We start from the raw sequence: 26,374 nt of genomic DNA on the forward strand, positions 1-26,374 counted from the left end.
CCTATGTCGACCGACGCACACAACCCGAGATTGCATACGCTCGCTCGGCCGCTGGCCTATCTGGCCACGGTCGCGGCTGCCAGTGTCGCGATCGGCGCTGGCGATGCCCGCCCGCCGTCGCTGTTCGGTTGGCAGCGCGTTGAGATCGTGCAGGGAGTGCTCGCGCTGCCGCTGTGTGCCTTACTCGCGCGGCAACTTTACAACCGTCTGCACTTGCGCCGTCGTGGCGGTATGGTAGTCGTGTATTGCTTGGCAAGTGTGGCGATCGCTGCTGGGATCACGATGATCTTGCCCGGACTGGCGGCTTTGCTCGATGGGCTGGCCGCGGGATTCTGGCCCCGCGCGTTCCTTCGATCGTTCTTGTGCATAGCGCTCGAACTGCCGTGGTGTCTGGCGATTGAAGCCGGACTGACGGGCACGCGCGAACGCGACGATAGCCCACTGTCGAGGCGCTCCTTCGCCGTCTGGGCGTTGCTCGCGGTAATAATCGCCATTGCGTTGCCCGGTGTGTACGCCGAAGACCTTTGCCGGCGGCAGACGACGCTGGCCAGTGAGGCGCTTGAACGTCAGCAACTGGTCGCGGCGCTGCGCATCATTTCTCGATTGCGCGCCGTTGGAAGCGATCAGCCGGTGCGAGGAGCCCTGCCGGCTGCCCTCGAGCGTAAGCTCGCGAAGACGATTGCCGGTCTCGAGCAACGCTTGGCCGGCGTTGATGTCGCGCGACTCGATGAGCAGCACGCAATCGATTACGCCCGCGCCTTGGCGATGCTCGATCGGACAGATCAAGCCGGGGCGCTGGTCGCACCGCTGGCGTCAGCGCGGGCCGATGCGGCGTTATTGTTGGCCGCCGTTTTGCAGCAGCAGAACCGGTGGCAAGAGAGCAGCGCGTCGTACGAAACGGCCGCAAGCCTGCTGCGATCGGCCCCCGCTTCGCAGGAACGAACGGCCGGGCTGGTGCAGGCGCTAGATGGCATTGCCTTTAATGCGCGTGAGCAGGGGGAGCCGGCCGTGGCCGTGCAAACGTACGAGTTGGGCTTGGGCGAACTGCCCGAGGCCGCGGCGCATTTTCACTTTCAGCTGGGCCGCCATCACCACAGCGGCGGTCGGCCTGCGCTGGCGATCGAGCATTTGCAGAACGCGGTCGCGCTCGATCCGCGCGGTTACGAGCGACAAGCGACGGCGATTCTCAGGCAGTTGGCCGCTGGTTCGCCGGGCTGCCTTTTGGGGCCTGGCGCGTTTTCGCAACGTGAACCGTTAGCGAAGTAGCTCGCGCGGCTCGAGTCGCGGAGTGCTTTAACAGCCAAATCCGCGATTGGCCGCAGCGGGTGATTCGCCGAGCAGCAAACTTGCTCGAACTAGGGCACGACGGCGATATCGCCGTTGGCTCGAGTGGCCAAGGCCTGCCAGACGGCGAGGTCAATCGTGTTGGTGAAGAACTTCACCGAGCCGTCCCCCATCGAGGCGTTGACGCCCGAGGTGTGCATACTGCGAGCCGAGGCCCAGACGTTGCCGTCCTTCTGGTTTTGATTGCAGTGCCGCGGATCGCCCGCCGGAATTGCGCTGCTACAGGCGGGGACGGTATCGTTGGTGGTGGAGTTAGGCTGATAGAGCGCGGTAAAGGTCGAACTTCCCATGGCGCCCCAGGCCCAAGTGCCGCGACCGTCGCTTGGGTCGTCGTAGCCGAGCAGTTCGCTGATGAACAACGTGTTGCTTGTGCCATCGGAAATCTCGGCGATGCGCGTTCCTTGCCCCCAGCCGGCCTTCCAGGTCCCCTTCAGGATCGGCGAATTCGACGACTGCTGGAGATAATTGGGCGTGCCGCTGGGAATGATGACGCCAAACGCACCGGCCTTCGTCGGGTCAGGGCGGCCGGTCTTCGAATCGTAGGCCAAGTAAGTGCCGGCGCCGAAATTCGCCGCGTAGTTCCCCTTGTCGAGATCCTCAATGTTCCAGGCATTGACTTCGGTCTGGATGAATTCGGCGCTGGGGCAGAGCATGAATGGGAAGATCAAATCGCCGAAATCGCGATATGGCTCACCGGTTTTGTCGCGATCGCAATCGTCCGGGGCGCTGCATTCATTGGCCAAGCATCCCATCAGCTTGTCGTTCATCGTACTCTGTTCGATTTGCGGCATGATGTTCGACAGCCAGTTCGGTCCTTGGCAATACGTCCCGGTTTGCGTGCCGCCGGTCATCCACAGCCCCATGTAGCCCTTGGGCGTGTATCCGGAATAGGGCGAGCAATGCGGCAATCCTGGTGGAAAGGATTGCATGACGTCGTGGTGGCTGAGCAGGGCGAGCGTAATCTGCTTTAGGTTGTTCACGCATTGCGCGCGGCGGGCCGCTTCGCGCGCCATTTGCACTGCCGGCAGCACCATCGCGATCAGAATGCCGATGATCGCGATCACGACCAATAGTTCGACCAGGGTAAACCCCGGTCTGCGCGAATGATCGCCCGCGAGCCGATGCGCAAGTTCACCGGCGACCGTGCGCTGACCGTTCTTCGCGGCGGGCCATTTCCAATGACCTGGCATCCTGTATCTCCTAAAGCTCGGCATCCCGCCCATGCGGCGCGAACCTATTCAAAAAAAGCCCGCGGCCATCCGGCCACTGTGCCCAGCGTTCTGTGCCGAGCTTTCACCAGCCGCATTGGCTGGCACTCGATGTTCAACGTTTCGATAACGCGACACGATAGCGGGGTATTGTGAGCGCATGATGAGCGGCACTCTCCCTGCACGAAAATAAATACGTGCCGCGAAGAGACCGACCACTGACTGTGCGGGCGTGGTAAATTACGCGGCCCGACGACGTACGCCCCACAGACCCAGCACCATGCCGATCGCACACAGCAGGCAGGATGCCGGTTCGGGTACCGAAGCGACCGAAGCGCCGGCGCCGCTGCCCGGAGCTCCGCCGGTTTTCAACCAATTCGACGAGAGTAGCGCCAGATCCTGCCCGTTGACGATGCCATCGCCATTGGCGTCGCCGCTCATCAGGCTTCCTCCGGTCCTCAACCAGTTGGACGAAATCGTGGCCAGGTCCTGGCCGTTGACGATGCCATCCAGGTTGACGTCTCCCGCCTTGATGTCGTTGAACCAATCGCGTAGCGGGCCGAGGTCCTGCACCGCCGTGCCGCTGGGAGCGGTCCAGACGGTTGGTCCTCCGTAGCTGCTGCTCGAACCGTCTGCGTAGTTAGCGATCGAAACGTTCTGATAATCGGACAGCGTCGCTCCGGTGCCGGTCGGAAACGCCTCGAGCTTGACCATCTCTTGCGAGCTAACGCCGCCGGCGGTCCAGCCTGCCACGGCTTCGCCCACCGGTCCGGCGATCACGTTGCCCAGGCTGTCTTTGATGGTGTATTGCCAATTGTCATTATTGACCGTGAACAGCCCACCGGCTTCGGTTCCCACGGCCGACGTCACGCCGCCGGAGGTCACGCTTCCGCTGTAGCTGAAGTATTGGAAGGCGCCGTTGCTTTGCTGGCCGGCCCAGACGTTGATGTTCCAATTCGGGCCGGGTTGCATGTTGCCGGTGGCCGGCGCGTACGGATTCCAGGCCGTGTTGGAGGCGAAATTGAGCAGCTTCTCCACGCTGGGATCACCGCTGTAGGGCGTTCCGTGCTGCACTCCCAGCCCGTCGATATCGCCGTCGCGCTGCATGCCCCCTTGTCCAGGCAGGTCGCCGTTGGGATTCGTGGTCGAGTCGGGGGTGTTGATCAGATACCAGGCTGATTGAGCCTCGTTGATTGTGATCGCGGTTCCCAGCGGAACACTGCCCCAAGCCGGGTCATTGCTGAAGGTGATCGTACCGCTGCCGTAGTCTGCGGCGTCCTTGTTGTATGACCAATCGACTTGGTAGCCCTGCAGATCGATTGTATTTTTTCCGGGATCCGTCTTGGTGACGAGCAATTGCATCCAGTTCTGACCATTTCCCTCAACGCGTCCGAATACCGCGTCGGTTTTGCCTGGTTGCAGGTACTTGCCGCCGCTGACGGCGTTTCCCTGATTCAGAATCAACGCGTCGGTGTCATCGGCAATCGCGACCCGCGCGGCCGACAACAATAGACCGAAACCAAGAACCAGACCGATTGCGCTTCTTTGCATTTCAAAGCCTTTCCAATGACCCCACGTGTGTTCCGAAGCAAACCGCTGGCGAGCCAATGGTTTAGGCACGCCAAGCGAACGAGAGTGCGAACTAGATAGCCCTTCAGCGCGAAGGACCTCCCCCCGATGAACGAGGCCGCACTCTACCGGCCTTGCGCTAGAAACGTGTTAGCGGATCATTAGATTCGCACGAGATAACCGCTGGGCGTTGCTCTCGATCGATGAATGAGGGGCCTTGAATCCGCGCCAGGAATATTCATCTGTTTCTCACTTGACGCTCATGCAGGCTGAATAATCGCCCGCTATCTTTCCGCCATGTCGTGTGAGCCGTCGTTCGCGTTGCGAGTCTTTCTCGCGACGCAGCGTGAGACGGCCGCCTCGAAATCTCTTTCGGTACTGGTGACGCTAGCCAACGAACTCTAATTCGTCTGAGCCTTCTTTTGCGTCGCTATTGATTGCGCAGCCGGGCCGCACCGTTTTATTTGTGCTTTGCGCCCTGCGTTTGCGCTTTCATCGTTCTTTTTTTGCCTGTTCGTAGCGCTATTTTGCCGCTTTTGAATTCTCTTACCTTGAGGAGTTTGCCAATGCGTTTTCAGTTCACGAAGCTTGCCGGGAGTGCGATTTTCGGTCTTCTGCCTTTGGTCGCGCAAGCCGCGCCCTTTTCCGCCGGCGACTTGGTCGTCGAGCGCATCGGGAATGGGTCGGGTACTCTGACGAGTGCCGCCGCCGCCGTCTTTGTCGATGAATACACTCCCTCCGGCACGCTCGTGCAGAGCATTGCCATGCCGACTGCCGTCAACGGCTCGGACCTCCGCTTGACCGACAGCGGCAGCGCCACCTCGGATGGATATCTGAACCTCTCCACCGACGGACAATACCTCACGCTGACCGGCTACGATGCGAACGTCGGCACGGCCAGCGTCGCCAGCACCAGCACCACCGGCGGCTCGGCCACGGTACGTGTTGTGGGCCGCATCGACGCCAGCGGTAACGTCGATACCACGACCTCGTTGACCGCTTACAGCGGCAACAACATTCGCAGCGCGATCACCACCAATGGCAAGGACATCTGGGTCGCAGGTGCCGGCACTCCGGGCGGCGTCACTTATACGACGTTCGGGTCCAGCGGCGCTGGAACTTCGTTGAGCACCGTGGTCACGAACACCCGCGTTGTCGAGATCTACGGTCCGACCGCGCAGCTCTATGCGACGTCTGGCTCGGGCTCGAACAAGGGAGTCAATGCCGTCGGTACGGGCCTGCCCACCACGAGTGGCACGTCGTTCTCGCTCGAAGCCGCGTCGGCCAGCCCTTACGGCATGTTCCTGGCTCAGCTCAACCCCAGCAGCTCGGGCCCCGATACCGCTTACGTGGCTGACGATGGCGTGGGCATCGAGAAGTTCTCGCTGGTCTCGGGTACGTGGGTGGCAAGTGGCGTGATCGGCAGCGCGACCGACGCTTACCGCGGCCTCACCGGCTCGGTCACCGCCAATGGCGTGCAGTTGTACGCGACCCGCCAAGGCGGGACCAGCCAAGGCATCGTCAGCTTGGTCGACACCTCGGGCTACAACGCCACGATCAACGGCACGGCGAACTTGATCGTCGCGCTCGGCACGAACGAAGCGTTCCGCGGCATCGACTTCGCTCCGCACGCCGTGCCGGAGCCGAGCACCCTGGCCTTGGGCGCTATCGGCCTGGGCGTGGCCTTGATCGCTCGCCGCCGTCGCTCGCGTGCGTCGGTGTAAGGTCAGCGAAAACTTTGTGAATTCGGTAGATACCCCTGCAGGCCTTTCCTGCAGGGGTATCTTTTTTTCCTCGCTTCGTTGCTCGACCCCCGCAGGGACGATTGAACGCTCGCTAGCAACTGGACTACAATGACCGCCAGTCCGACCGTGGCAGCTCGTCATGCAGCTAGCAAACACGCGAATCAAACACCACCCTAACCGAATCCTAACATTCCCATGCTACGCATGATGCCCTGGACCACAGGACGCCAATCCATGAGTATCACGATGTCACGTGAACGAGTGCTTGTTGTCGACGACGAGCAGGACCTTCTCGAACTTGTCAGCTACAACCTGAACAAGGAAGGCTTCCGCGTTGTCTGCGTCTCTTCGGGCGAAGAGGCGCTAGCCGCCGCGCGCCGCGATATGCCTGACTTGATTCTGCTCGACTTGTTGCTGCCAACGGTCGACGGCCTGGAAGTCTGTCGCCGCTTGAAGGCGGATCCGCGCACGCAACACATTCCCGTGTTGATGCTCACGGCCAAAAGCGAAGAGACCGATGTCGTGACGGGCCTGGAGCTAGGCGCCGAGGATTACGTCACCAAGCCCTTCAGTCCGCGCGTGCTGGTGGCGCGGGTCAAGGCGCTATTGCGTCGCCGCACAAAAGAATCTTCGGACGACGAAGCCGCGGTCACGGTCCACGAACTGGTCATTCATCCGGGTTGGCACGAAGTCTTGCTGGCTGGCAAGCCGATCGATTTGACCTTCACCGAATTTCGTCTGCTGCATTTCCTGGCGCGCAAGCCGGGTTGGGCCTTCACGCGCAGCCAGATCGTGGATGCGGTCAAGGGAGAGGACTATCCGGTCACCGAGCGCTCGGTGGATGTGCAGGTCGCAGGCCTGCGCAAGAAAATGGGCGAATTCGGCGATTACATCGAGACCGTGCGCGGCATCGGATATCGCTTCAAGGGGTAGAGGATGGCCCGCAAGCGGCTGCTGTGGCAACTCTATCCGTCGTACGTGCTGGTAGCGGTGACGTCGCTGGTCTCGGTCGGCTGGTACGCGGCGTACCTGCTCGAAAAATCTTACGAGTCGCAACTCGATAGCCGCTTGCAACTAGCTACTCAATTGGTCGAGCGGCAGGCGGGCTCGGAAATTAGCAGCCAGGATGCTGACCGGCTGCGACCGCTGTGCGACGCAGTCGCTTCGCAAACGCATGCCAACCTGGCGATCGTGTCCCCCGCGGGCGCGACCGTGGTTCAATCCGGCGGCGAAGAATCGACCAATGCCGCGCCGCAGATCGTGCCTGCCGCGGTCGCGCCGCGGACGGGCGAAAAGGATCTGGTCGTTCGTCTTCCGGTCGTTCGCGACGGTCGCGAACTGGGAACGATTATCGGCTGGGTTCCGCAAGCCGTGGTGCAACAGGCCACGCGCCGGCTGCAGATCACTTTGGTCGGCGCCGGCCTGCTAATCACGATCTGCGCGGCAAGCTTCTGCTTGTTCGTCGCGAGGCAGGTGAGCCGGCCCTTCGAGGAAATCCGCGAAGTGGCCGAGCGATTCGCGCGCGGTGACCTGGCCTACAAGCTCGCGGCCGGCGATTCCGAAGAAATGACCGGGCTGGCCGGCGCCTTGAATCAGATGGCCTCGCAACTGCAAGAGCGGCTGCAGACGATCGTGCGGCAAACCAGCGAACAGCAGGCCGTGCTTTCCAGCATGGTCGAAGGGGTGCTCGCCATCGACGCCCAGCAGCGCGTGATCACGCTCAACGAAGCGGCTGCCGAGTTGGTGGGCAATACCCTGACTAATCCGCTCGGGCGAAATCTGCACGAAGTGGTGCGCAATCCCGACCTGCGCCGGTTCGCCGACCGGGTTTTGGCCAGCAACAAGTCGGTCGAGGACGACGTCGTGTTGCACGGCGACCCTGACCGGGTGCTGCAGATCCGGGGGACTTCGCTGCGCGATCCGCACAATCGTGATGAAATCGGCGCGGTGATCGTGATGAGCGACGTGACGCATTTCCGCCGCCTGGAAACCATTCGCCGCGATTTCGTCGCCAACGTCTCGCACGAACTGAAGACGCCAATCACGTCGATCAAAGGGTTTGTCGAGACGCTGCTCGACGGGGCGCTTTCCGATCCCCACGATGCGGAGCGTTTCTTGCGCATCGTCGCCACGCAAGCTGATCGCTTGAACGCGATCATCGAGGATCTACTGGCGCTGTCGAAGATCGAGCAAAGCGAACGTTCCGCGGACCTGAAGGTCGAGGAAGTCGCCATCAAGGACATGCTGCAAGCCGTGTTGCACGACTGCCAGAGCAAGGCGGCGCAGCGCGAAATCCAGGTACGCGTCGAATGTGACGACACGCTGCTGGCCCAGATCAACGCCCCACTGCTGGAGCAGGCGGTCACGAACCTGCTGGACAACGCGCTCAAGTACAGCGAGCCTGGCTCGGAAGTTTTGATCACGGCAGTGCAACGGGATGCCGAGGTGACGATCGCGGTCAGCGACCGTGGTTGCGGAATCGACGACGAGCACCTGCCGCGGCTCTTCGAGCGGTTCTACCGCGTCGACAAGGCACGCAGCCGGAAGCTCGGCGGTACCGGCCTTGGCTTGGCGATCGTCAAGCATATTGTGCAGGCACATCAGGGGCGGATCACCGTGGACAGCACTCCCGGGGTGGGGAGCGTGTTTCGCATTCATTTGCCGTTGGCGCGCATCCCACGCGAGGCGGCCACCACGACGTCGTAACCTACTTGCCGACTGGTGGGTGTGCGCCCCTTGGCCGGGCTGATTACCTGGCGAAAAGCCCGGGCGATTTTCCCATTCGCTAACCAAATCCTAACAATTGCCCCCTAAGATGCTGTGCGCCCGCCCTGCAATCGCGCCCTATCTGCGCCCGGTCGTCAGGCCCGAGACCGACCCCATGCCCGCAATGCTAAACCTGCCGCTCCCCCTATCGGCGCTGGCGATCGTCTCGCTGCTCCTTGTCAGTTCCGCGGCGCGCGCCGTCGAAGTTTCGGCGACCAAAACCGACGACAAGCCGGGTTTGGTCGATCCGCAATTGCCCGTTTACCAGCGGGTGTCGAGCGTTTCGGGATCGGTCAAGAGCGTTGGCTCGGACACGATGAACAACCTGATGACCCTCTGGTCCGAGGGCTTCAAGCAGTACTATCCCAACGTTCGCGCTGAGATCGAGGGCAAAGGCTCGTCGACCGCTCCGCCGGCTTTGATCGCAGGCACGGCCACGTTCGGTCCGATGAGCCGTGACATGAAATCGAGCGAGGTTGAAGCCTTCGACGCGAAATATGGTTACAAGCCAATCCTCCTGCCCACGGCCATCGACATGCTGGCCGTTTATGTGCATCGCGACAACCCCATTGAACGATTGACGCTTGCGCAGATCGACGCGATGTATTCGCAGCATCGCAAAGGGGGCTATCGTCGTCCGATCCGGGTCTGGGGAGATCTGGGGCTTACTGGCGAATGGAAAAATCGCGCGATCAGCCTTTATGGGCGCAATGCCGCGTCAGGGACGTACGCCTACTTCAAGGAAAACGCCCTGTTCGGGGGCGACTACCGCGAATCGGTCATCGAGCTTCCCGGCAGTTCGTCGGTCGTGCAGTCCGTGGCGGGCGATGCGTATGCGATTGGCTACAGCGGGATCGGTTTCGCCACTGCCGGCGTGCGTGCCGTGCCGCTGGCAGTCGACGATCATTCGCCAGCCGTCCCGCCGCGCCCGCAATACGCTTTGACGGGGGAATATCCGCTGGCGCGCTTCCTGTGGGTCGCGGTGAACTATCAGCCCGGCAGCCAATTGGATCCGCTGCGCCGGGAAGTGATTCGCTACATCTACAGTGCCGCCGGGCAGAGCGACGTTGTGAAGGATGGTTACTATCCGGTCTCGGCGGACATTGCCGCGAAGGCACTGGCCAGCGTGGGAATCAAAGAAGAATGACCGCGGCCGGCGCCGACAAATGACTGAAACGAAATCATTTACTGGCCGACGAAGAAACCGTCGCACGCGGCGTAGTGTGCAAATCGTCGATCGCATTGCGCGCGGTCTGATCGCGGTCGGCGGTATCGGCACCGTAGTGGCCGTCTCGACGGTTTGTCTTTTCCTGGTGTGGGTCGTCGTTCCGCTGTTCCTGCCGGCCAGCGTCGGAGAGCCGAAAAAGGTCGACCTTGCGCCGGCGGTGGCTGCGGCCATTCATGTCGAGGTCGATGAATATCGCGTCCTGGGGTGGGCCATGTCCGCCGAAGGAGTCGTCAGCACGTTTCGCTTGGATACCGGCGAAGTCATTGACGAGAAACCCCTCTTTCCCGAGCAACCTCCCACCGCCTGGACGTTCGGCATCGGCGGGCGCGAGGCGGTGTGCGGCTTCGCCGACGGCTCGGTCCGCACCGTCAAGCTGGGCTTTCTGACAACGTTTCCCGCGGTCGCCGATTTGCCGGCCGATATTGCCGAGTTGCCCGCTGGTAAGACGACGGTGCATGACCATGGGCTGCTTTCGCGGACCAAACAAGGACAGCTGCGATTGCAAACGATGCGCGCGACCGTGGCGGACCCAATCGTCCCGGCTGGCACGGCCGCTGTGGTATGCGTCGATTCCTCCTCGCGGCCGACGGGACGAGTGTCGGGCGTTTTTGCCGCCGACGGGCAACTCACATTGCACGGCACGCGTCGCCGGCAGACGTTATTGCGCGAGACGATCGATTCGCAGAACTTCAACGTGAACGTGCCGTACACGGCCCCCGCCGATCACGGACCGCCGAAGCATCTGCTGGTTTCCGGCCAGGCAGATAACCTGTACCTGATCTGGGGTGACGGGGTTCTGCTGCGTTACGACATTCGCGATCTCAACCAGCCGCGGCTGGCCGAACAGGTTGACCTGCTCGTCGAGCCGGATCAGTCGATCACCTCGCTCTCCTTCCTGCCGGGAAAAACAACGCTAGTGGTCGGCGATTCGCTGGGCTATATCTGTGCGTGGTTTCCCGCGCGTTCCGCCGAAGCGCGTACGGTCGACGGTGCCATCTTGATCGCTGCGCATGAAATGTCGACCGGAAAGAAGACAGCCGTCACTTCGCTGGCCACTTCGTTACGAACGCGGTTAATCGCCGCCGGTTATCAGGATGGCAGTTTCCGAGTCTTCCAGTCGACGAGCGACCGCTGCCTGATCGAGGCGGCGACAAGCGACGATGTGCCACTGCGGCTGGTCACGTTCTCTCCCAAGGGGGACGCCCTGATTGGACTTGAAGGCAATGCCGCGTGGCAGTGGCCGCTCTCGACCGGATTTCCCGAGGTGTCGCTGCGCACCTTGTTCGGTGCCGTGTGGTACGAAGGCTATGACGCACCCCGCCATGTCTGGCAATCGACCGGAGGTGGCGATGATTTCGAGCCCAAGCTGGGCATGGGGCCGCTCGTGTTCGGCACGATCAAGGCCACGGTTTATTCGCTGCTCTTCGCGGTTCCGCTCGCGCTGTTGTCCGCGATTTACAGCAGTGAGTTTCTGCACCCACGCGTCAAATCTCGCATCAAGCCGGCGATCGAAATGATGGCCAGCCTGCCCAGCGTGGTGTTGGGTTTCGTGGCGGCGCTGGTCGTGGCCCCTTATGTCGAGAAGGTCTTTCCGGCGGTGCTAGCCGGCGTGGCGGTTGTCCCCTTTACCTATCTGTTGGCGGCGCATCTGTGGCAACTTTTGCCGGCGCGAGTCGGATTGCTACTCGCACGCTGGCGATTCGCCTTCATCTGCGCGACGCTTCCGGTCGGCGTGGTCGCTTCCGCCGTTGTAGGCCCGCTTGTCGAGCGAATCCTCTTCGACGGCGATCTGCGTTCTTGGCTCGACGGTCAGACCGGTAGTGGCGTCGGCGGATGGATCGTGTTGTTATTGCCGCTGTCGGCCATGGTGACCGCGCTGGTCATTTCGCGGCGGGTCAATCCACTATTGCGAAAACGGCTGCGCGGGGCCAGCCGTGCGTCGCGCGCCGTGCTGGAGCTTGGCAAATTCTTCGCCGCGGTGTTGGTCACCGTGGCCGGCGCCGCGGCCGTGGGGCTGCTGCTCGACTCGTTGCTGATCGATCCGCGCGGACTGGTCCTTAGCACGTACGTGCAGCGCAACGCACTGGTCGTCGGCTTTGTGATGGGCTTTGCCATCATTCCTTTGATCTACACAATTGCCGATGACGCGCTGTCGACGGTCCCCGGCCATTTGCGATCGGCTTCGTTGGGCGCCGGCGCCACGCCGTGGCAAACCGCGATCCGTGTGATCATTCCCACCGCCATGAGCGGGCTGTTCTCCGCGGTTATGATCGGCCTGGGCCGCGCCGTGGGCGAAACCATGATCGTGTTGATGGCCGCCGGCAATACACCGATCCTTGATTGGAACATTTTCAACGGGTTTCAAACTCTCTCGGCCAGCATCGCCACCGAGCTGCCCGAGGCCGTGCAAGGCAGCGCCCACTATCGCACACTGTTCGTGGCGGCGTTGGCCTTGTTCGTGATTACGTTTATCGTCAACACGATCGCCGAAGCCGTCCGCCTGCGCTTTCGCCGGAGGGCCTATGAGCTCTAACCTGGCAACGCCCGAAGCACAGCGCCCGGCCAGTCCTGGGCACGCGTCGCTCGCACGGCCTCGTCGTGGCCGATCGGGCAGCACCGTACTGGCCAACGGCGAGCCGATGATTTGGCTCACCGGCGGAGCACTGGCCGTGGCACTGGCCATGATTGTCGGTCTGTTGGTGCTGGTCTTGGTGCGCGGACTGTCGACCTTCTGGCCGCAGCCGCTGGTTGAATTGCACACCGCCGTCGGACAAAAGTTGCTGGGCGAAGAAACCCGGCGCGAGACGTACCGCCCTGGCGAGCAACTGCTCGCCGAACGCCCGGCCGAGGATGCCGCGCGCATTCGCGCCGCGATCGAAGCGAATCACGGCAATGCCGCTCGCCGGCTGGTGCGGACCGGCAACTACGATCTGACCGCCAAGCATTTTCAATGGATCGACGAAGCATTGATCGTCGACGAGTCCGCGCCGAAGTGGGCTGTCACGCTCGAACGCCTTTCCTGGGGCCGATTCTTTGGCGTGCCGCAGGCCTTGCTCGTCGACGGCCAGGCCGTGGCGTCGGGCTCGGCCGAGGTTTGGGATAGTTTTCATGCACTGCATCCGGCCGTGCGCGAGCGTTGGCGCTCCCGCGTGCGGCTGGCCAAGCACGAGCTTGGTGCCGTCAACCGGCGCAAGAATGCCGCGCGATTGGCGGTGCTGGCTGCGAAGTTGGAGCATGGCGCAGATTCGCCGCAGCATGCAGCCGCGCTCGAAGAACAAACGCACCTGGCCGACCGCGAAGAGGCCGAGAACGCCCGCATCACCGCCGAGATCGCGGCGCTGGACGCCGAGAACGCGCGCTATCAGATGCGACTGACGACGGTCGACGGGCAAGAGAAGCTAATACCACTCGAACAAATCGTGCGAGCTTACGCCCCCAACCGCATGGGTTGGTTCGGCAAACTGGGCGTCTATCTTGCTCGCTGGTGGGAATTTCTCTCCGACGAACCGCGCGAGGCCAATAGCGAAGGGGGCGTCTTCCCCGCGATCTGGGGCACCGTGGCGATGACGCTGATCATGTCGATCGCGGTCGTTCCGTTTGGCGTGTTGGCTGCGCTCTACATGCGCGAGTATGCCCGCAAGGGGCCGCTGGTCAGCATTCTGAGAATTGCGATCAACAACCTGGCCGGTGTACCGAGCATCGTGTTCGGCGTCTTCGGCCTTGGGTTTTTCTGCTACGCCGTGGGCGTGCAAGTCGATCAGCTTTTCTTCACCACGCAACTGGCGGAAAACACGCCTACCTTTGGCACGGGCGGAATTCTGTGGGCCTCGTTGACGCTGGCCCTGCTGACTTTGCCGGTCGTCATTGTGACGACCGAAGAAGCGTTGGCGGCGGTGCCGGGCTCGATGCGTGAAGGTTCGTACGCGTGCGGCGCTAGCAAATGGCAGACCATCTGGCGAATCGTGCTGCCGCGCGCCTTGCCCGGTGTAATGACCGGCATGATACTGGCGATTGCTCGGGGAGCCGGCGAAGTGGCGCCACTGATGTTGGTCGGCGCGATGAAGTCAGCCCCGGAATTACCGATCGACGGCATTTTTCCGTTCGTGCATCCCCCACGCAGTTTCATGCACTTGGGTTTCCACCTGTATGATCTCGGTTTCCATAGTCAGAATAGCGAAGCGGCGCGTCCGATGGTCTTCACCACGGCCCTGTTGCTGATTGCCATTATCGCGGTATTGAACATCACGGCCGTTCGCCTGCGAAATCGCTTACGCAAACGATTCGGAGCCAATCAGGCTTGAGCCGGAGTTTATCTCGTGACGGAGCTTATCTCGTGACACTGTCCGAACCCTTGGATCCCGCCCGCGTCGCGGCGCCGCCGGTCTCGCAGGATCGCACGGCAGCGCCCTCGTCGGCGGCCAACGCGACTGTGGAGCGCGCCCCGTTGAACGCCGGCCGTTTGGCGGCTATCGCCCGCGGCGAACGCGTCGACTCGGTCATTCATCCGTCAGTCGCGTCGCAGGACCCGGTGCTACAGGTCGACGATTTCTGCCTGTGGTACGGCCCCAAGCAGGCGCTGTTCAATATATCGATGACCATCCCGCGCGGCAAAGTCACGGCCTTGATCGGCCCCTCGGGCTGCGGCAAGTCGACGCTGCTGCGTTCGGTGAACCGGTTGAATGACCTGATCGAAAGCGTGCGCATCGAGGGGCAGATGCGGCTGAACGGCGATTCGACCTACGGCCCCGGTGTGGACGTCATCGAGTTACGCAAGCGGATGGGCATGGTCTTTCAAAAGTCCAATCCGTTCCCGATGAGCATTTACGAAAACGTCGTCTATTCGCTACGAATCGACGGCGAGCGCGACCGGCGCGTGCTGGACGAAGTTTGCGAGCGCAGCTTGCGCGGCGCCGCCCTGTGGGACGAAGTGAAAGATCGGCTGCATGAGAGCGGGCTGAGCCTGTCCGGTGGTCAGCAGCAGCGTCTGTGCATTGCGCGGGCCATCGCGGCCGAGCCCGAAGTGCTGTTGATGGACGAGCCGTGTTCTGCGTTGGATCCGATCGCCACCGGCAAGATCGAGGACCTGATCCAGGAACTGCGCGGCACCTATTCGGTACTGATCGTCACGCACAACATGCAGCAGGCTTCGCGCAGCAGCGACTACACCGCGTTCATGTACATGGGACGTGTTCTCGAGTACGGCTTGACCAGCGACCTTTACACCAAGCCGCAATTAAAAGAGACTGAGGACTATATCACTGGCCGCTTTGGATAAGCTCCTCGGTCTCGCGCAATGTCGAAGCATCTACAGCATCAAATCGAGGCCCTCAAGCAAAAGATCTTGCTCGTAGGGACGCTGGTCGAAGACGCCATCGCCAAGGCCATCTCGGCGCTGGTGAATCGCAACGGCGACCTGGCCCGTGGCATCATCGAGCGCGATTCCGAGATCGACCGGATGGAGGTCGACGTCGAGGAAGAATGCCTGAAGGTGCTGGCCCTGTATCAGCCAGTGGCCGCGGACCTGCGCTTCGTCGTGGCTGTGCTGAAGATCAACAACGACCTGGAACGCATGGGTGACCTGGCCCGCAACATTGCGAAGCGCGTGGCGTATCTGGCCTCGCACGAGCGTGTCGAATTGCCGGCCGAGTTCCGTGGGATGGCGGCCAAGGCGCAGTCGATGGTGCGCCGCAGCCTGGACGCGCTGGTGAATCGGGATACCTTGATCGCCCGGCAGATTCGTGACGACGACGACGAAGTCGATGCCATGCAGCGCGTCATTCGCGATCGCATTCAAGACCAGATGCGGCAATCGCCCGATAAGCTCGAGCTGTACATGCGGCTGCTCTCGGTGTCGCGTCACTTGGAACGTCTGGCCGACATGGCCACGAACGTCGCCGAGGACGTGATCTACATGGTCGAAGGGGACATCGTCCGCCATCGCAACGGCGAGTGACCGACGGCATGGCTCTAGTGCTTTATTCTGTAAATACTCTGTAACCGTGCTCTTCGAGCCCGAACTAACGTCGGACAAGACCGGCCTCGCCGAGGCCAGCTACAGTGAATAAGTTCCGGCGGCCCAGTTCGGCCGCGTGCTCTAAATCCCGTCGCATTTGGCGTTACGGCCGATTGTTGTCCCGCGCTCTACCGCGGCGTAGACTACCAGCGAGCCTGTACGTCGTCATTCGATGGATTCACAGAACGCGGGCTCTCGGGCATTTCCGTACGTCACATTCCGCTTCGACAAGGAACCACTTCCATGAAGCGTGCTTTCTTCTTATTGGTCGTGTGTCTGGGACTTGCGGCGCCGGCGCTCGCGGACGAAGGGTCTAACTGGCCGCAGTTGCGCGGGAGCAAATCGTTGGGCGTCCCCGAAGGGGACACGGCCAAGCTGCCCGACACCTGGAGCACGACCGACAACGTGCTGTGGAAGACCGACTTGCCCGGCCGCGGCTGGTCGTCTCCGGTGGTGTGGGGGAATAAGGTCTTTCTCAGCACGGTCGTCAATCTGGGAGATTCCGAGGCGCCGAAGAAAGGACTTTATTTCGGTGGCGATCGTCCCAAGCCTTCCGAATCGCCGCATCAGTGGAAGGTGTACTGCCTGGACCTGAAGTCGGGCTCGGTGCTGTGGGACCGCACGGCCCACGAGGCGCCACCGCAAAGCTCGATTCATCTGAAGAATAGCTACGCGTCCGAAACGCCCGTCACCGACGGTCGCCGCGTTTACGTCTACTTCGGCAACGTCGGCTTGTACTGCTACGACCTGGAAGGCAAAGAGATCTGGAGCCAGAAGTGGACGCCGCACAAAACACGATTGGGCTGGGGGACCGCGGCCTCGCCGGTGCTCTACAAAGATCGTTTGTACGTCATCAACGATAACGAAGACGAATCCTTCCTGGTCTGCCTCGACGCCGCCACCGGCGAACAAATCTGGCGCGTCGAACGGGACGAGAAAAGCAATTGGGCCACGCCGTTCATCTGGGAAAACGAACTGCGCACCGAGATCATCACGCCGGGCACCGGCAAAGTCCGCTCGTACGATCTCAACGGCAATTTGCTGTACGAGTTCGGCGGTATGTCGAGCATTACGATCGCCGTCCCCTACGCGCAAGATGGCCTGCTGTACGTCAGCTCGGGCTATGTGATGGACAAGAAGAAGCCGCTAATGGCGCTGAAGCCCGGCGCGGCGGGCGATATCAGCCTGGCCGACGATCAAACCAGCAATGACTTCATCGTCTGGTGCCAGAAGGATGCCGCTCCCTACAACCCGACCTCGATTATCTACAAAGGATTGCTGTACGTGCTGCTCGATCGGGGCTTCTTTTCGTGCTACGACTCGCACACCGGCGAGATGATCTACGACAAGCAGCGCCTGCCCGAGGGAAAGGCCTTTACCTCGTCCCCGTGGGCCTACAACGACGAAATCTTTTGCGCGAACGAAGATGGTAAGACGTTTGTGATCAAAGCTGGTCGCGAGTTCGAAATCCTCCGCACCAACGACCTGGCCGAAGATGACATGTGCATGGCCACGCCGGCGATCACGGGGGACAAAGTGCTGCTGCGCACCGCGGCGCGGTTGTACTGCCTGCAAAAAGGGGCGAAGCTTAAGGACGCGCCGGCGGGCAAAGCTGCGGTTGAAAAATAACGGCCACCCGTGACCTCGCCGAAACATTCTCCGCCAAGTCACGTCGGTTCCCGAATGGGCGCGATCGCTATTCTTTTGTCTGCTTGCGCACCCATTTGCCGACGGCTTCGCGAAACTCGGGCTTCATCACGCAACTGATGTGTCCGGCGTTTTCGATTTCGACCACCGGCCAATCGGGGCGCGCCGCGCGCAGCGGCGTGACGTACAATCGCAGGACAGGATCGCGCTGGCCGACGATGACCTCGGTAGGAATCTTGATCGCTTTGAGTTCGGCTTCGGTAACCGCCAGCTTGCCCATGGAATGAATGAATTCGGGCGGGGTTCGGCTGGTTCCTCGGCCCGGCATGCGCTCCCAGGTTTGCTGCAGCCGGCTTCCTTCGCGTAGCCAGCCCATGCCACCGACCGTGGCCGAGATAACGCGATCGGGGTACATCGCCATCATCTTCACGGCGATCATGCCACCCAGCGAATAGCCGACGATGTGTGCCTGCCTGATCTTCAAATGGTCGAGTAGCGCCACGACGTCCTTCACGACTTGGACGCCGTATGCTTTTTCATCCGCAGGTTTGTCCGACTGCCCGTGGCCTGGCAGATCGAGAGCGATTACCTGATGATCTCGGGCCAGGTCGGCGAAGATGCCGGGGCCCATCCAGTTGAGCTTGGCGCTGGAATGTAATCCATGGATCAAGACTACCGGCTCGCCGTGCCCTTCGACGTAGTAGCGGATGTTGATGCCATCGACGGCGAACGTTTGCCCCTGTGGTGCTGCGAGCAAGCAACTCAGTAAGTGGAGCATCACCATCGTATTACCTCGCGACCGCCCATTGAAAATATAGATCGGCGGCGCCAAAAAGTCGCGACCTGTGCGGTTCCCCAGCCCAGTCGCGTTTTGTCCGGCGTCCAAAAGGGACGAAGTTTAAGGCCGATGCCCCCGCGAAATAGATCTTCGTACAACGATTCGTGCGAGCTACTTCAGTATCTCGACGAGGGGTTCGACGAGCATGTCGGCGATGATTTGTTGCCCGGCAGGGTTGGGATGCATTCCGTCGGTAAAATAGTCGTTTAGGTCAGCGCCTTCGATTGCGAGTTCAGCGAATCGTTGATAGACGTCGATCAAATCCGAACTTGCTCCCCCTTCGCCCACCAGCGAACGCACGACGTCCACATACGGCTTCAAAGCGCGATTCCGTTCCGGCGGGTACATAGGCGCGATCGCGGGATTCGGTGTCATGATCGTGACGCTGATACCGCATGCCGTCAGCATAACGCACATTCTTTGAAGGTTCTGCCGGTATTCCTCGACGCTTAGGCGCGACGTTGTGCGACCTTCGTCGATCCACGAGTCGTTCAGGCCGAACATCATCACGACGTGATGCGGCTTCTTCGCGAGCACGTCGTTGTCAAAGCGGCGCAGGGCGTCTGCCGTTGTGTTTCCACCGACACCAGCGTTGATGATCTCGACGTCAATCTTCCTTGCCCGAAGCATTTTCTCCAGACGCACACAAAACGTCTGGTCTTCGTTGACGCCTGGTCGCACTGCCTTGGTTACAGAATCACCCAAGCAGACAATGCGGACAGTCTCGGCCGCTGCGAATGGCGACGAACCAAGGACAATCGCAAGCCAGGCCGCGTACAGCGATCGCATTCGTAAATTTGCGTTCATTGGTTCTTTAGCGCCGATAGTCGTCTCGCATCGCTCGAAGTCGCGGCGGAGCGCCCGTCGGGCAGTTCGAAGGAGGTGACAGCAGAACTGCGACGGCTTTAGATCTCGCGCAGCGCGTCGACGATTTTCATTCGCGTGGCGCGGAGTGCCGGGAACAGGCCTCCCAGCATGCCGACGGTGGCCACGATGATCACAGCCAAGATCTGCACCGAGGGGCCGAAGCGGAAGTCGAAGGCCAATTCGCTGAAGGTCACCCAATTGGCGGTGCCGGTCGACATGCCGTTGAGCGGGATCGCCGCCAGGCAGCCCAGCAAACCACCGGCCAGGCACAGCGTCAAAGATTCGACCATGAACGACACGAGGACTGTGCGGCGATTGAAGCCGAGCGCTCGCAAGGTGCCAATTTCACGGGCCCGCGAAGCGACGGCCGCATACATGGTGTTGGCCACGGCGAAGACGGCACCAATCGAGAGGATGACGGCGATGAAGACACCGATCGCCTTGATGCCCATGCTCGATTTGGCTTGCTCGGCGAAATAGGCCGGCTCGCTGAGCGCGGCCAGGCCGAATTGCTCGTCGCTGCTGATGCGATCGGCCAACCGCAGCGCGTCATCAGCGCTATTGGCGCGCAGCTGCATTGATGAGCGGATCGATTCGCGCTTGGTGGTCTGACCGAGGACTTCCAAGTCAGTCCACACTTCGGATTCGGTGGCGCTGTGTCCGGCTTCGAATAGGCCGACGATCATGAACTTGTTGCCGAAGATGTCGAGTTCCTCGTCTAGTCCTGCGCCGGAAAACCGATTCGCCATTTGCCGGCTGGAGATCGCCTCGCGCACGCCAGGCTTGTTTTCCCGGCCGGCGACCAGCTTGAAGTTCGAACGCACTTCCCTGGCCAGCGGAGTGACGCCGCGGATAATCATGTTCGCGCTTGTATTGCCCGCGCGGCGCGGCGTGTTGACGACCACGACCAACTCGGGCGAGCAAATCTTGTCGCCATTGGCGTCCGAGGCGATGCCATCGAGCGCCGCCATTTCGCGGGCCGTGGATTCGTTGATGATGCTATTGGTTTCGGCCGTGGCCCCCTTGCGCATCACGATCAGGTCCAGCGGCTCGCCCGAGACGGCCAGCGTGTGGTCCAGACCGTCGGCCAGGCCGAAGGTCAACACGACAGCCCACACGACCAAGGCCGTGCCCAGAACGGTCATCAGCGAGCTGACCCAGCGGGCACGCAGGCTACGAATGTTGTATTTGATAGGAACCACGGGTTGACTCGTTCTGCTCAGGGAAAAAAGGCGTTTGTCCGCAAATTTCACAGATTACGTAGGTTTTTGGCGTCTATCTGCGTAGTCTGCGGATCATTCATTCTTCAAACCACACGTCGCAGCCCGTCGACGACCGAAATCTGCGCGGCGCGCCAGGCGGGGATGATGCCGCTGGCCAGGCCGATCGAGGCTGCCAACAACATGCTGAAAATCATGGTCGAAACGGGGACATAGAACATCGAAAAGCCGGGAATACCGATACCGGACATATCGGCGAATCGAAAAAAGAACTTCGCGATCAACACGCCGAGCAATCCGCCCGTGACCGCGATTACCACGGCCTCGAACAGTACCAACGTCAGCACAATAAATCGCGAGAAGCCGATGGCCTTGAGCACCGCTACCTCGCGTGTTCGTTCGCGCAGCGACATGGCCATGGCATTACCCGTCACGCAGACTAGCGCCGCCACAACGATGATCGCGATATTGCGAATGAACAGCCGGATATTTCCCAGCATCTCGGTGAACATCTGCCGGAATGCCTGTTCGGTCATGGCTCGCACCGGGCTTTCGGAATTGGCGAAGCGCTCGTCGATTTTGCGCATCAGCTCGGGCATCAATTCCGGCGTTTGCGCCTTGATGAACATCGTGCCGGCGTTGCCCGCCATCTGCGAGCGTGCTTGCTTCAGCAGTTCGTCTAAGTAGGTGTAGTGGTAATAAAGCATCTCCCGGTCCGAGGTCGATGGTCCGGTGTAGATGCCGTCGATCGTCAGCTCGAGATTCACGGGATAGATGTCCCCTTTAATCACGATCTTGTCGCCGACCTTCCAGCCGCGCTTGCTCGCAATTTTCTCGCCGACGACGCAACCTGAGCGGTCTTTCTGCCAGGTAGACAATTGGTCGGGCGGGACCGTGAACTCGGAAAAGACTTCGAAGGCGTGTAGTGGATCGGTAGCGAACTGGGCAAAGGGGATCTTGTCGTCTTTGTATTTACCGCCGAACCAGGCCAGCGGCACCACGGTTTTCACCCCCTCCATACCGCGCACCTTGTCGACGTGGGCGATCGGCACGGGAAAGGTCAGCCCCTGCTTGGCTGTCACTACGACGCGTGCGTACTTGAGCGATTCGACGGCCATCTCGTCCTGCATGTTCACGTACGCGTAGAGCACGGTGACCAGAAACAGGCTCACGGCGATCGACAAGCCGGTGAAAATACTGCGCAGCTTGTTGCGCATCACGTTGCGCAGGATATAGGGCAGGAATTTCATCCGGCGGCCTCCAATGCATCGAGTTCCGTTTCGACGAACGTCCCTTTTTCCAGATGCAGCATGCGCCGCGCGCGCCGGGCTGCTCGCGGATCGTGCGTGACCATCACGATGGTCTTGGTGAATTCCTCGTTCAACTGCTGTAGCAGGTCGAGGATTTCTTGCGCTGCCGACGCATCGAGATTGCCCGTCGGTTCGTCCGCCAACAACAGTACCGGATCGTTCACCAGCGCCCGGGCGATCGCTACACGCTGCTCCTGGCCGCCGGAAAGTTGTCGCGGGTAGTGGTCCATGCGTTCCGAGAGCCCCACGATGCGCAGCGCCGTTTGCACGTGCTCGGCCCGTTGGCGCCGCGATAGCGACGTGAGCAGTAGCGGCAGCTCGACGTTCTCGAACGCCGTCAGCACCGGCATTAAGTTGTAAAGCTGAAAGATGAATCCCAGGTGCTGCGATCGCCAGCGGGTGAGCTTGCTTTCGGAGAGCTGGCTGATCTCGGTGCCGGCCACGGTGATCGTACCGGTGGTTGGGCGATCGAGTCCCGCGCACAGATTCAAAAGCGTCGACTTGCCCGACCCGGACGGCCCCATCACGGCCACGAAGTCCCCTTGAGGAATATCAAGGTTCGTGTTCGACAAGACAGGAACGTGGATCTTGTCGCGCATGTATTCTTTGGAAATGCCGCGCAGCTCGACCACGGCGCGTGCGGAACCTGACGTCATACAATTTCTCCCAAGCAAATGCCCTCCGCTTCCCAGGAGGGGACGGGAGTGATCTGGTGTGCGCCGACTCCGATGGCCCGTTCGTCGTCTCCCCGCGAGGGACGGGCCGCGCCTGCCGCTAGAACATGCTACTCGAGTATCCGCACCCGCGCCCCGTTAATTAATTCGGCCGGCGGATCGACCACGATTCGATCGCCGCCTTTGACGCTGCCATCGACGCGGATCAGATCATCCTTTGGCTCGCCGCTGGTCGTGACGTGGGCCTGCACGACGTGATCCTTTTCGAGCCGCCATACGAAATCGCGGCCATCTTTCGTGACGATCGCCGATCGCGGCAGATACATCCGCTTTTGATCGGCGTCGACCGCGCGTTCCGAGCGGGCTGGCTGAAAGTGTACCGTGGCGCTGAGGTCGGGGAACAGATGCTCGTCCGGATCGATGATCGTTACCTTGACCTTGACGATGCCACGCGTGCGATCGCCCATCGGAACGATCTCGCGCAAGCGACCCTGATAACGGCGATCCGGCACGGCCTCGACCGTCACTTCGGCCGGTTGCCCTTTTTCCAACTGGCCGAGGTAATCCTCTTTCACATCGGTGTCGACTTCCAACTGCTCGAGATTCGCGAGCGTCGCCACCGAGCCGCGCCCCGAGGCGAGCCCCATGCCGCCCGGCATGATCGTTTCGCCAATCTCGGCATCCTTTGTTACGACCGTGCCGCCGAAGGGCGCATAAACTTTCAAATTGGCGATGGCCTCTTCCGCCTCGCGCACCTGCGCCTGGGCAACCGCGACGTTGGCAGCGAGAGCATCGGCCCTTGCCGACGCCGTGTGAAAGTCCGTTTCGGCCGTTTCCAGCGCGGCTTGGGTACCGGCCTTTTTGTTGAATAGCGACTGCTCGCGCGCGAAGTCGCGTTCTTCTTGCGATGCCGTTCGCTTCGCTTCGACGGCAACCGCCTCGGCATATTTCACTTGGGCCTGCTTCGATGCCAGGATTGCGTCGAGGTCCGAGTGTTCAAGCTCGGCCAGCAGATCACCGGCACGAACCTTATCCCCCTCTTCGACAAGCACGCGCGCCACGCGGCCGGCCGACTTCGCGCCCACGGCGGCTTGCTGGCGCGATTCGAGATAGCCGGTCGCCGTGAGCACCGTGCTTAGTTGTCCGGGCGAGACCAGCCGCACGGTGTCGATCTTTACCGCGACGGTGCCGGCAAAGCGCTCGCTCGTAAAAAAATAAAAGGCAGCGCCGGCCCCCAGCAGCGAAACGACGAGCGCCAGAACGAGCCACGGTACAATGCCCGACGATTGTGGCCGAATTGAACGATCGATCCGTAATGCGGCCAGATCATCGCGGAGTTTGGGTGCGGTCGACACAGGCAGGATTGCCAAAAAGAAAGGCGTAACAGGGTGTCCGCGATGGCGCCCGTTCGCATCGCTCCCCCGCAACTCACCCCCGATGATAATAGCGCTAACGATTGGCGTGAACAGTCGAAGCCTAGAAAATCGGTGGTCGATTTTGCCTCAGACGCGAGGCCGTACGACATCACCTACGCGGAGAGTCGACTTTGCGTGAGGTTCTGGTCCCGGGCTGTTACAGCCGCTAAGTATCACAGCACCCGCATTTTGAGGGGCCGTCCTTGGGACCAAGGGCCCGTGGTTACGAATGCATCGCGTGGAACGATCGTGCGGCGAGAACGGTAGGAGGCACCGTGCGGTTCGGAACGTGGAAGCTCGTTAGCGCGCGAAACAGCCTGCGATTGGCATGGTCGCGGCGGACGCCCGGCCGGTTTTTTCTTGGTGCTGGTATGAAGATTGCTTAGAATTAAGGACGTTCGCTTCTCTTCTGAGCAGATCACCATCGACGGTTTTTAGCGATCGAAGACTATTTCGATTTGGCGCGATCCGTTAACATTCCGGCAATGTGACGATTGCGCTCGGTCGGGGCATTTGTAGCCCCTGGAGAGTTGGCGTGGGTCAATCGGACGGCAGCCTGGGGCGCCGTCCGTTGAGTCCAGTTACGTGAGCAAACTGACTCAGCATGAGTACCGACACGTTTGTAGATCTCGTGCGCCGTAGTGGCTTGATCGAGCAGAACCAGTTCGAGGCCGCACTGGCAGAGTTCGAGCGCCGAGCGGCGGATCGTCCCGCTGTCGATGCGCAATCACTCTGCGCGCACTTGGTCGAAAGCGGTCTGCTCACGGCTTGGCAGAGCGAGAAGCTGCTCGAAGGGCGACACAAGGGATTCTTCCTCGGCAATTACAAGTTGCTCGGCCACCTGGGCACAGGCGGCATGAGCAGCGTTTATTTGGCCGAACATGTCGTGATGCGGGCTCGCCGCGCCATCAAGGTGCTGCCGACCAGCCGCGTGAAGGACTCTTCCTACCTGGCGCGATTTCATCGCGAGGCGCGCGCCGCCGCGGCGCTTGATGATCCGAACATCGTCCGCGCCTACGACGTCGATCAGCACGAGGGGACGCATTACCTCGTCATGGAGTACGTCGAGGGGCGCGATCTGCAAATTCTGGTCGGCGCCGATGGTCCGCTATCGCCGACCTTGGCCGCCGAATACATGCGGCAAGCGGCGTCAGGCTTGGCGCATGCTCATCAGGTCGGATTGATTCATCGCGACGTGAAGCCGGCCAATCTGCTGATCGATTTGAAGGGAACGGTCAAGATCCTGGATATGGGACTGGCGCAGTTCTCGAACGACGACCAGGCATCGCTAACGATCGCGCACGATGAAAAAGTGCTGGGCACGGTCGACTACCTGGCCCCCGAGCAGGCGCTCGATAGCCACACGGTTGATGGGCGCGCGGATATTTACAGCCTGGGTTGTACGCTCTATTTCGCACTGACCGGCCATCCACCATTTCCGGATGGAACCTGCACGCAACGCTTGCTGATGCATCAAACGCAGCAGCCTGAGAGTATTCGCAAGCAGCGCCCCGACGTACCGGAAGATCTGGTAAGCATCTTTTACAAGATGACGGCCAAGCGTCGCGACCAGCGCTATCAGAAGGCGGACGAGGTTGTCGAGGCGTTAACGCGTTGGTTGTCCGCGCATGGCGGTTTGGCCACGGATACGCCGCTGAAGCCACCGAGTTCGAGCGGGTCATGGGCGCGCCTGGGAGACATGGCGCGGCGCGCGGTATCACAATCGGCGCAGCCGGTCGTAATGGACGAGGATGATTTGACGTTGGCGCCGCTGGAAGACGACGCGAAGAAGGGCCCCGCGAAGGCACCCGTCGCGCCATCTGCAACAAAGCCCGGTGCTGCAGCGTCCACTCCAGCCGGAAATGCACCTGCTGCCCCGACCGCCGACAAAGGGAGCGCTGAAAAGGGCGCCGAGCCTGCCGCGACCCCGCAGCCGGCCGGCGATGCCGCGAATTCTGATTCGAGTCCGATGCTGGCGCCGCTTCCCGAGGAATTGGCGAAGCCTGGTACGCCGGCCAAGAGGATTTCTTCACCCGGCAAGCCAGCCCCACCGGCTCGCCCCCAATCGTCCCCCGGTACACGAACACCCGCGCATCAACCGATTGCTGCCACGGCGAAGAAGCCCTCGAGTGCGCCTGGGACACGTCCGGTGACCGCCGGCGGCGCAACTCCCGGCGGTGCCGCGGCCGCCGTCGTGGCGCGAACGTCGTCGATTCTGGACGAAGTCCTGCCCGCTCCGCCGTCGACTAATGCAGGTGATACGCTCGACGATCTGTTGGCCGGCGCTACATTCAAGAGTGGCGGCGGCGAGTTGACGCCGCTCGACGAAGGGGCGCCCTTGGTCACGCCCAAAAGGCATAAGAGTGGCAAATTCGAGCAGTGGATGGGCTCGACCTGGTTCGTCATCGCCGTCGGGGCGGTCCTAGGCGGCGCGATCATCCTGGCCGGCGTCATCTATTTCGCCGTCTGCGGGCAGTTGAACAATTAACGCCCGTCTAGCGGGGCGCTCGCTACCGTGCAGCCCGCGCTG

General features: G+C 61.4%; 19 protein-coding genes. 11 read left to right on the plus strand and 8 right to left on the minus strand.

Translation table 11 applies throughout. From position 1 onward, the window contains the following. Positions 1–3: 3 nt before the first annotated feature. Positions 4–1,266, plus strand: a complete 1,263-nt coding sequence (locus VGN12_09120; protein ID HEY4309595.1) for a hypothetical protein — start codon at positions 4–6, stop codon at positions 1,264–1,266. 89 nt (positions 1,267–1,355) lie between these two features. On the opposite strand, the gene VGN12_09125 is transcribed toward VGN12_09120, so the two are convergent. Both VGN12_09125 and VGN12_09130 read right to left on the minus strand, forming a co-directional pair. After that, positions 1,356–2,534: a DUF1559 domain-containing protein gene (locus VGN12_09125; GenBank protein HEY4309596.1), complete on the minus strand. Its 1,179-nt coding sequence runs from the start codon at positions 2,532–2,534 to the stop codon at positions 1,356–1,358. A gap of 258 nt (positions 2,535–2,792) precedes the next feature. Then, complete coding sequence (locus tag VGN12_09130) at positions 2,793–4,103, minus strand: dockerin type I domain-containing protein (protein HEY4309597.1); 1,311 nt, start codon at positions 4,101–4,103, stop codon at positions 2,793–2,795. A gap of 584 nt (positions 4,104–4,687) precedes the next feature. Between VGN12_09130 and VGN12_09135 the strand changes: the two genes are divergently transcribed. From VGN12_09135 to VGN12_09175, 9 genes are all read left to right on the plus strand, one after another. Then, positions 4,688–5,845 carry a PEP-CTERM sorting domain-containing protein gene (locus VGN12_09135; protein ID HEY4309598.1) on the plus strand — a complete coding sequence of 386 codons (1,158 nt, stop codon included), beginning with the start codon at positions 4,688–4,690 and terminating at the stop codon, positions 5,843–5,845. Between the two features lie 267 nt (positions 5,846–6,112). Next, positions 6,113–6,799 carry a response regulator gene (locus VGN12_09140; protein HEY4309599.1) on the plus strand — a complete coding sequence of 229 codons (687 nt, stop codon included), beginning with the start codon at positions 6,113–6,115 and terminating at the stop codon, positions 6,797–6,799. A gap of 3 nt (positions 6,800–6,802) precedes the next feature. Beyond that, positions 6,803–8,572: an ATP-binding protein gene (locus tag VGN12_09145; GenBank protein HEY4309600.1), complete on the plus strand. Its 1,770-nt coding sequence runs from the start codon at positions 6,803–6,805 to the stop codon at positions 8,570–8,572. 175 nt (positions 8,573–8,747) lie between these two features. Beyond that, positions 8,748–9,779 carry a PstS family phosphate ABC transporter substrate-binding protein gene (locus VGN12_09150; GenBank protein ID HEY4309601.1) on the plus strand — a complete coding sequence of 344 codons (1,032 nt, stop codon included), beginning with the start codon at positions 8,748–8,750 and terminating at the stop codon, positions 9,777–9,779. Between the two features lie 19 nt (positions 9,780–9,798). Next, positions 9,799–12,393 (plus strand): ABC transporter permease subunit, encoded by a 2,595-nt coding sequence (locus VGN12_09155; protein ID HEY4309602.1) that lies wholly within the window; start codon positions 9,799–9,801, stop codon positions 12,391–12,393. Beyond that, positions 12,383–14,161 carry a phosphate ABC transporter permease PstA gene (gene pstA / locus VGN12_09160; GenBank protein ID HEY4309603.1) on the plus strand — a complete coding sequence of 593 codons (1,779 nt, stop codon included), beginning with the start codon at positions 12,383–12,385 and terminating at the stop codon, positions 14,159–14,161. The genes VGN12_09155 and pstA overlap by 11 nt, the downstream gene beginning before the upstream one ends. Positions 14,162–14,193: 32 nt before the next feature. Continuing rightward, positions 14,194–15,135, plus strand: a complete 942-nt coding sequence (pstB, locus tag VGN12_09165; GenBank protein ID HEY4309604.1) for a phosphate ABC transporter ATP-binding protein PstB — start codon at positions 14,194–14,196, stop codon at positions 15,133–15,135. 18 nt (positions 15,136–15,153) lie between these two features. Next, the gene (gene phoU / locus VGN12_09170) at positions 15,154–15,813 is read left to right on the plus strand and encodes a phosphate signaling complex protein PhoU (protein HEY4309605.1); all 660 of its coding nucleotides are present in this window, start codon (positions 15,154–15,156) and stop codon (positions 15,811–15,813) included. A 303-nt stretch (positions 15,814–16,116) separates the two neighbouring features. Continuing rightward, on the plus strand, positions 16,117–17,502 hold the full coding sequence (locus tag VGN12_09175) for a PQQ-binding-like beta-propeller repeat protein (GenBank protein ID HEY4309606.1): 1,386 nt from the start codon (positions 16,117–16,119) through the stop codon (positions 17,500–17,502). 67 nt (positions 17,503–17,569) lie between these two features. Here VGN12_09175 and VGN12_09180 read toward each other — a convergent pair whose 3' ends face one another. The 6 genes from VGN12_09180 to VGN12_09205 form a co-directional block, all read right to left on the minus strand. Further along, positions 17,570–18,304 (minus strand): alpha/beta fold hydrolase, encoded by a 735-nt coding sequence (locus tag VGN12_09180; protein HEY4309607.1) that lies wholly within the window; start codon positions 18,302–18,304, stop codon positions 17,570–17,572. A 165-nt stretch (positions 18,305–18,469) separates the two neighbouring features. Continuing rightward, the gene (locus VGN12_09185) at positions 18,470–19,147 is read right to left on the minus strand and encodes a GDSL-type esterase/lipase family protein (protein ID HEY4309608.1); all 678 of its coding nucleotides are present in this window, start codon (positions 19,145–19,147) and stop codon (positions 18,470–18,472) included. A 116-nt stretch (positions 19,148–19,263) separates the two neighbouring features. Further along, positions 19,264–20,427 carry an ABC transporter permease gene (locus VGN12_09190; protein HEY4309609.1) on the minus strand — a complete coding sequence of 388 codons (1,164 nt, stop codon included), beginning with the start codon at positions 20,425–20,427 and terminating at the stop codon, positions 19,264–19,266. Positions 20,428–20,531: 104 nt separating this feature from the next. Continuing rightward, entirely contained in the window at positions 20,532–21,695 is a 1,164-nt protein-coding gene (locus tag VGN12_09195) for an ABC transporter permease (protein ID HEY4309610.1), read from the minus strand. Further along, positions 21,692–22,411, minus strand: coding sequence for an ABC transporter ATP-binding protein (locus tag VGN12_09200; GenBank protein ID HEY4309611.1), 720 nt, complete (start codon positions 22,409–22,411; stop codon positions 21,692–21,694). Before VGN12_09200 ends, VGN12_09195 begins: the two co-directional genes overlap by 4 nt. A 128-nt stretch (positions 22,412–22,539) precedes the next feature. Continuing rightward, positions 22,540–23,784: an efflux RND transporter periplasmic adaptor subunit gene (locus VGN12_09205; GenBank protein ID HEY4309612.1), complete on the minus strand. Its 1,245-nt coding sequence runs from the start codon at positions 23,782–23,784 to the stop codon at positions 22,540–22,542. 664 nt (positions 23,785–24,448) lie between these two features. Here VGN12_09205 and VGN12_09210 point away from each other — a divergent pair. Then, on the plus strand, positions 24,449–26,332 hold the full coding sequence (locus tag VGN12_09210; protein HEY4309613.1) for a protein kinase: 1,884 nt from the start codon (positions 24,449–24,451) through the stop codon (positions 26,330–26,332). Positions 26,333–26,374 lie beyond the last annotated feature (42 nt).

This window comes from Pirellulales bacterium, from assembly GCA_036499395.1.
Lineage (GTDB): Bacteria > Planctomycetota > Planctomycetia > Pirellulales > JACPPG01 > JACPPG01.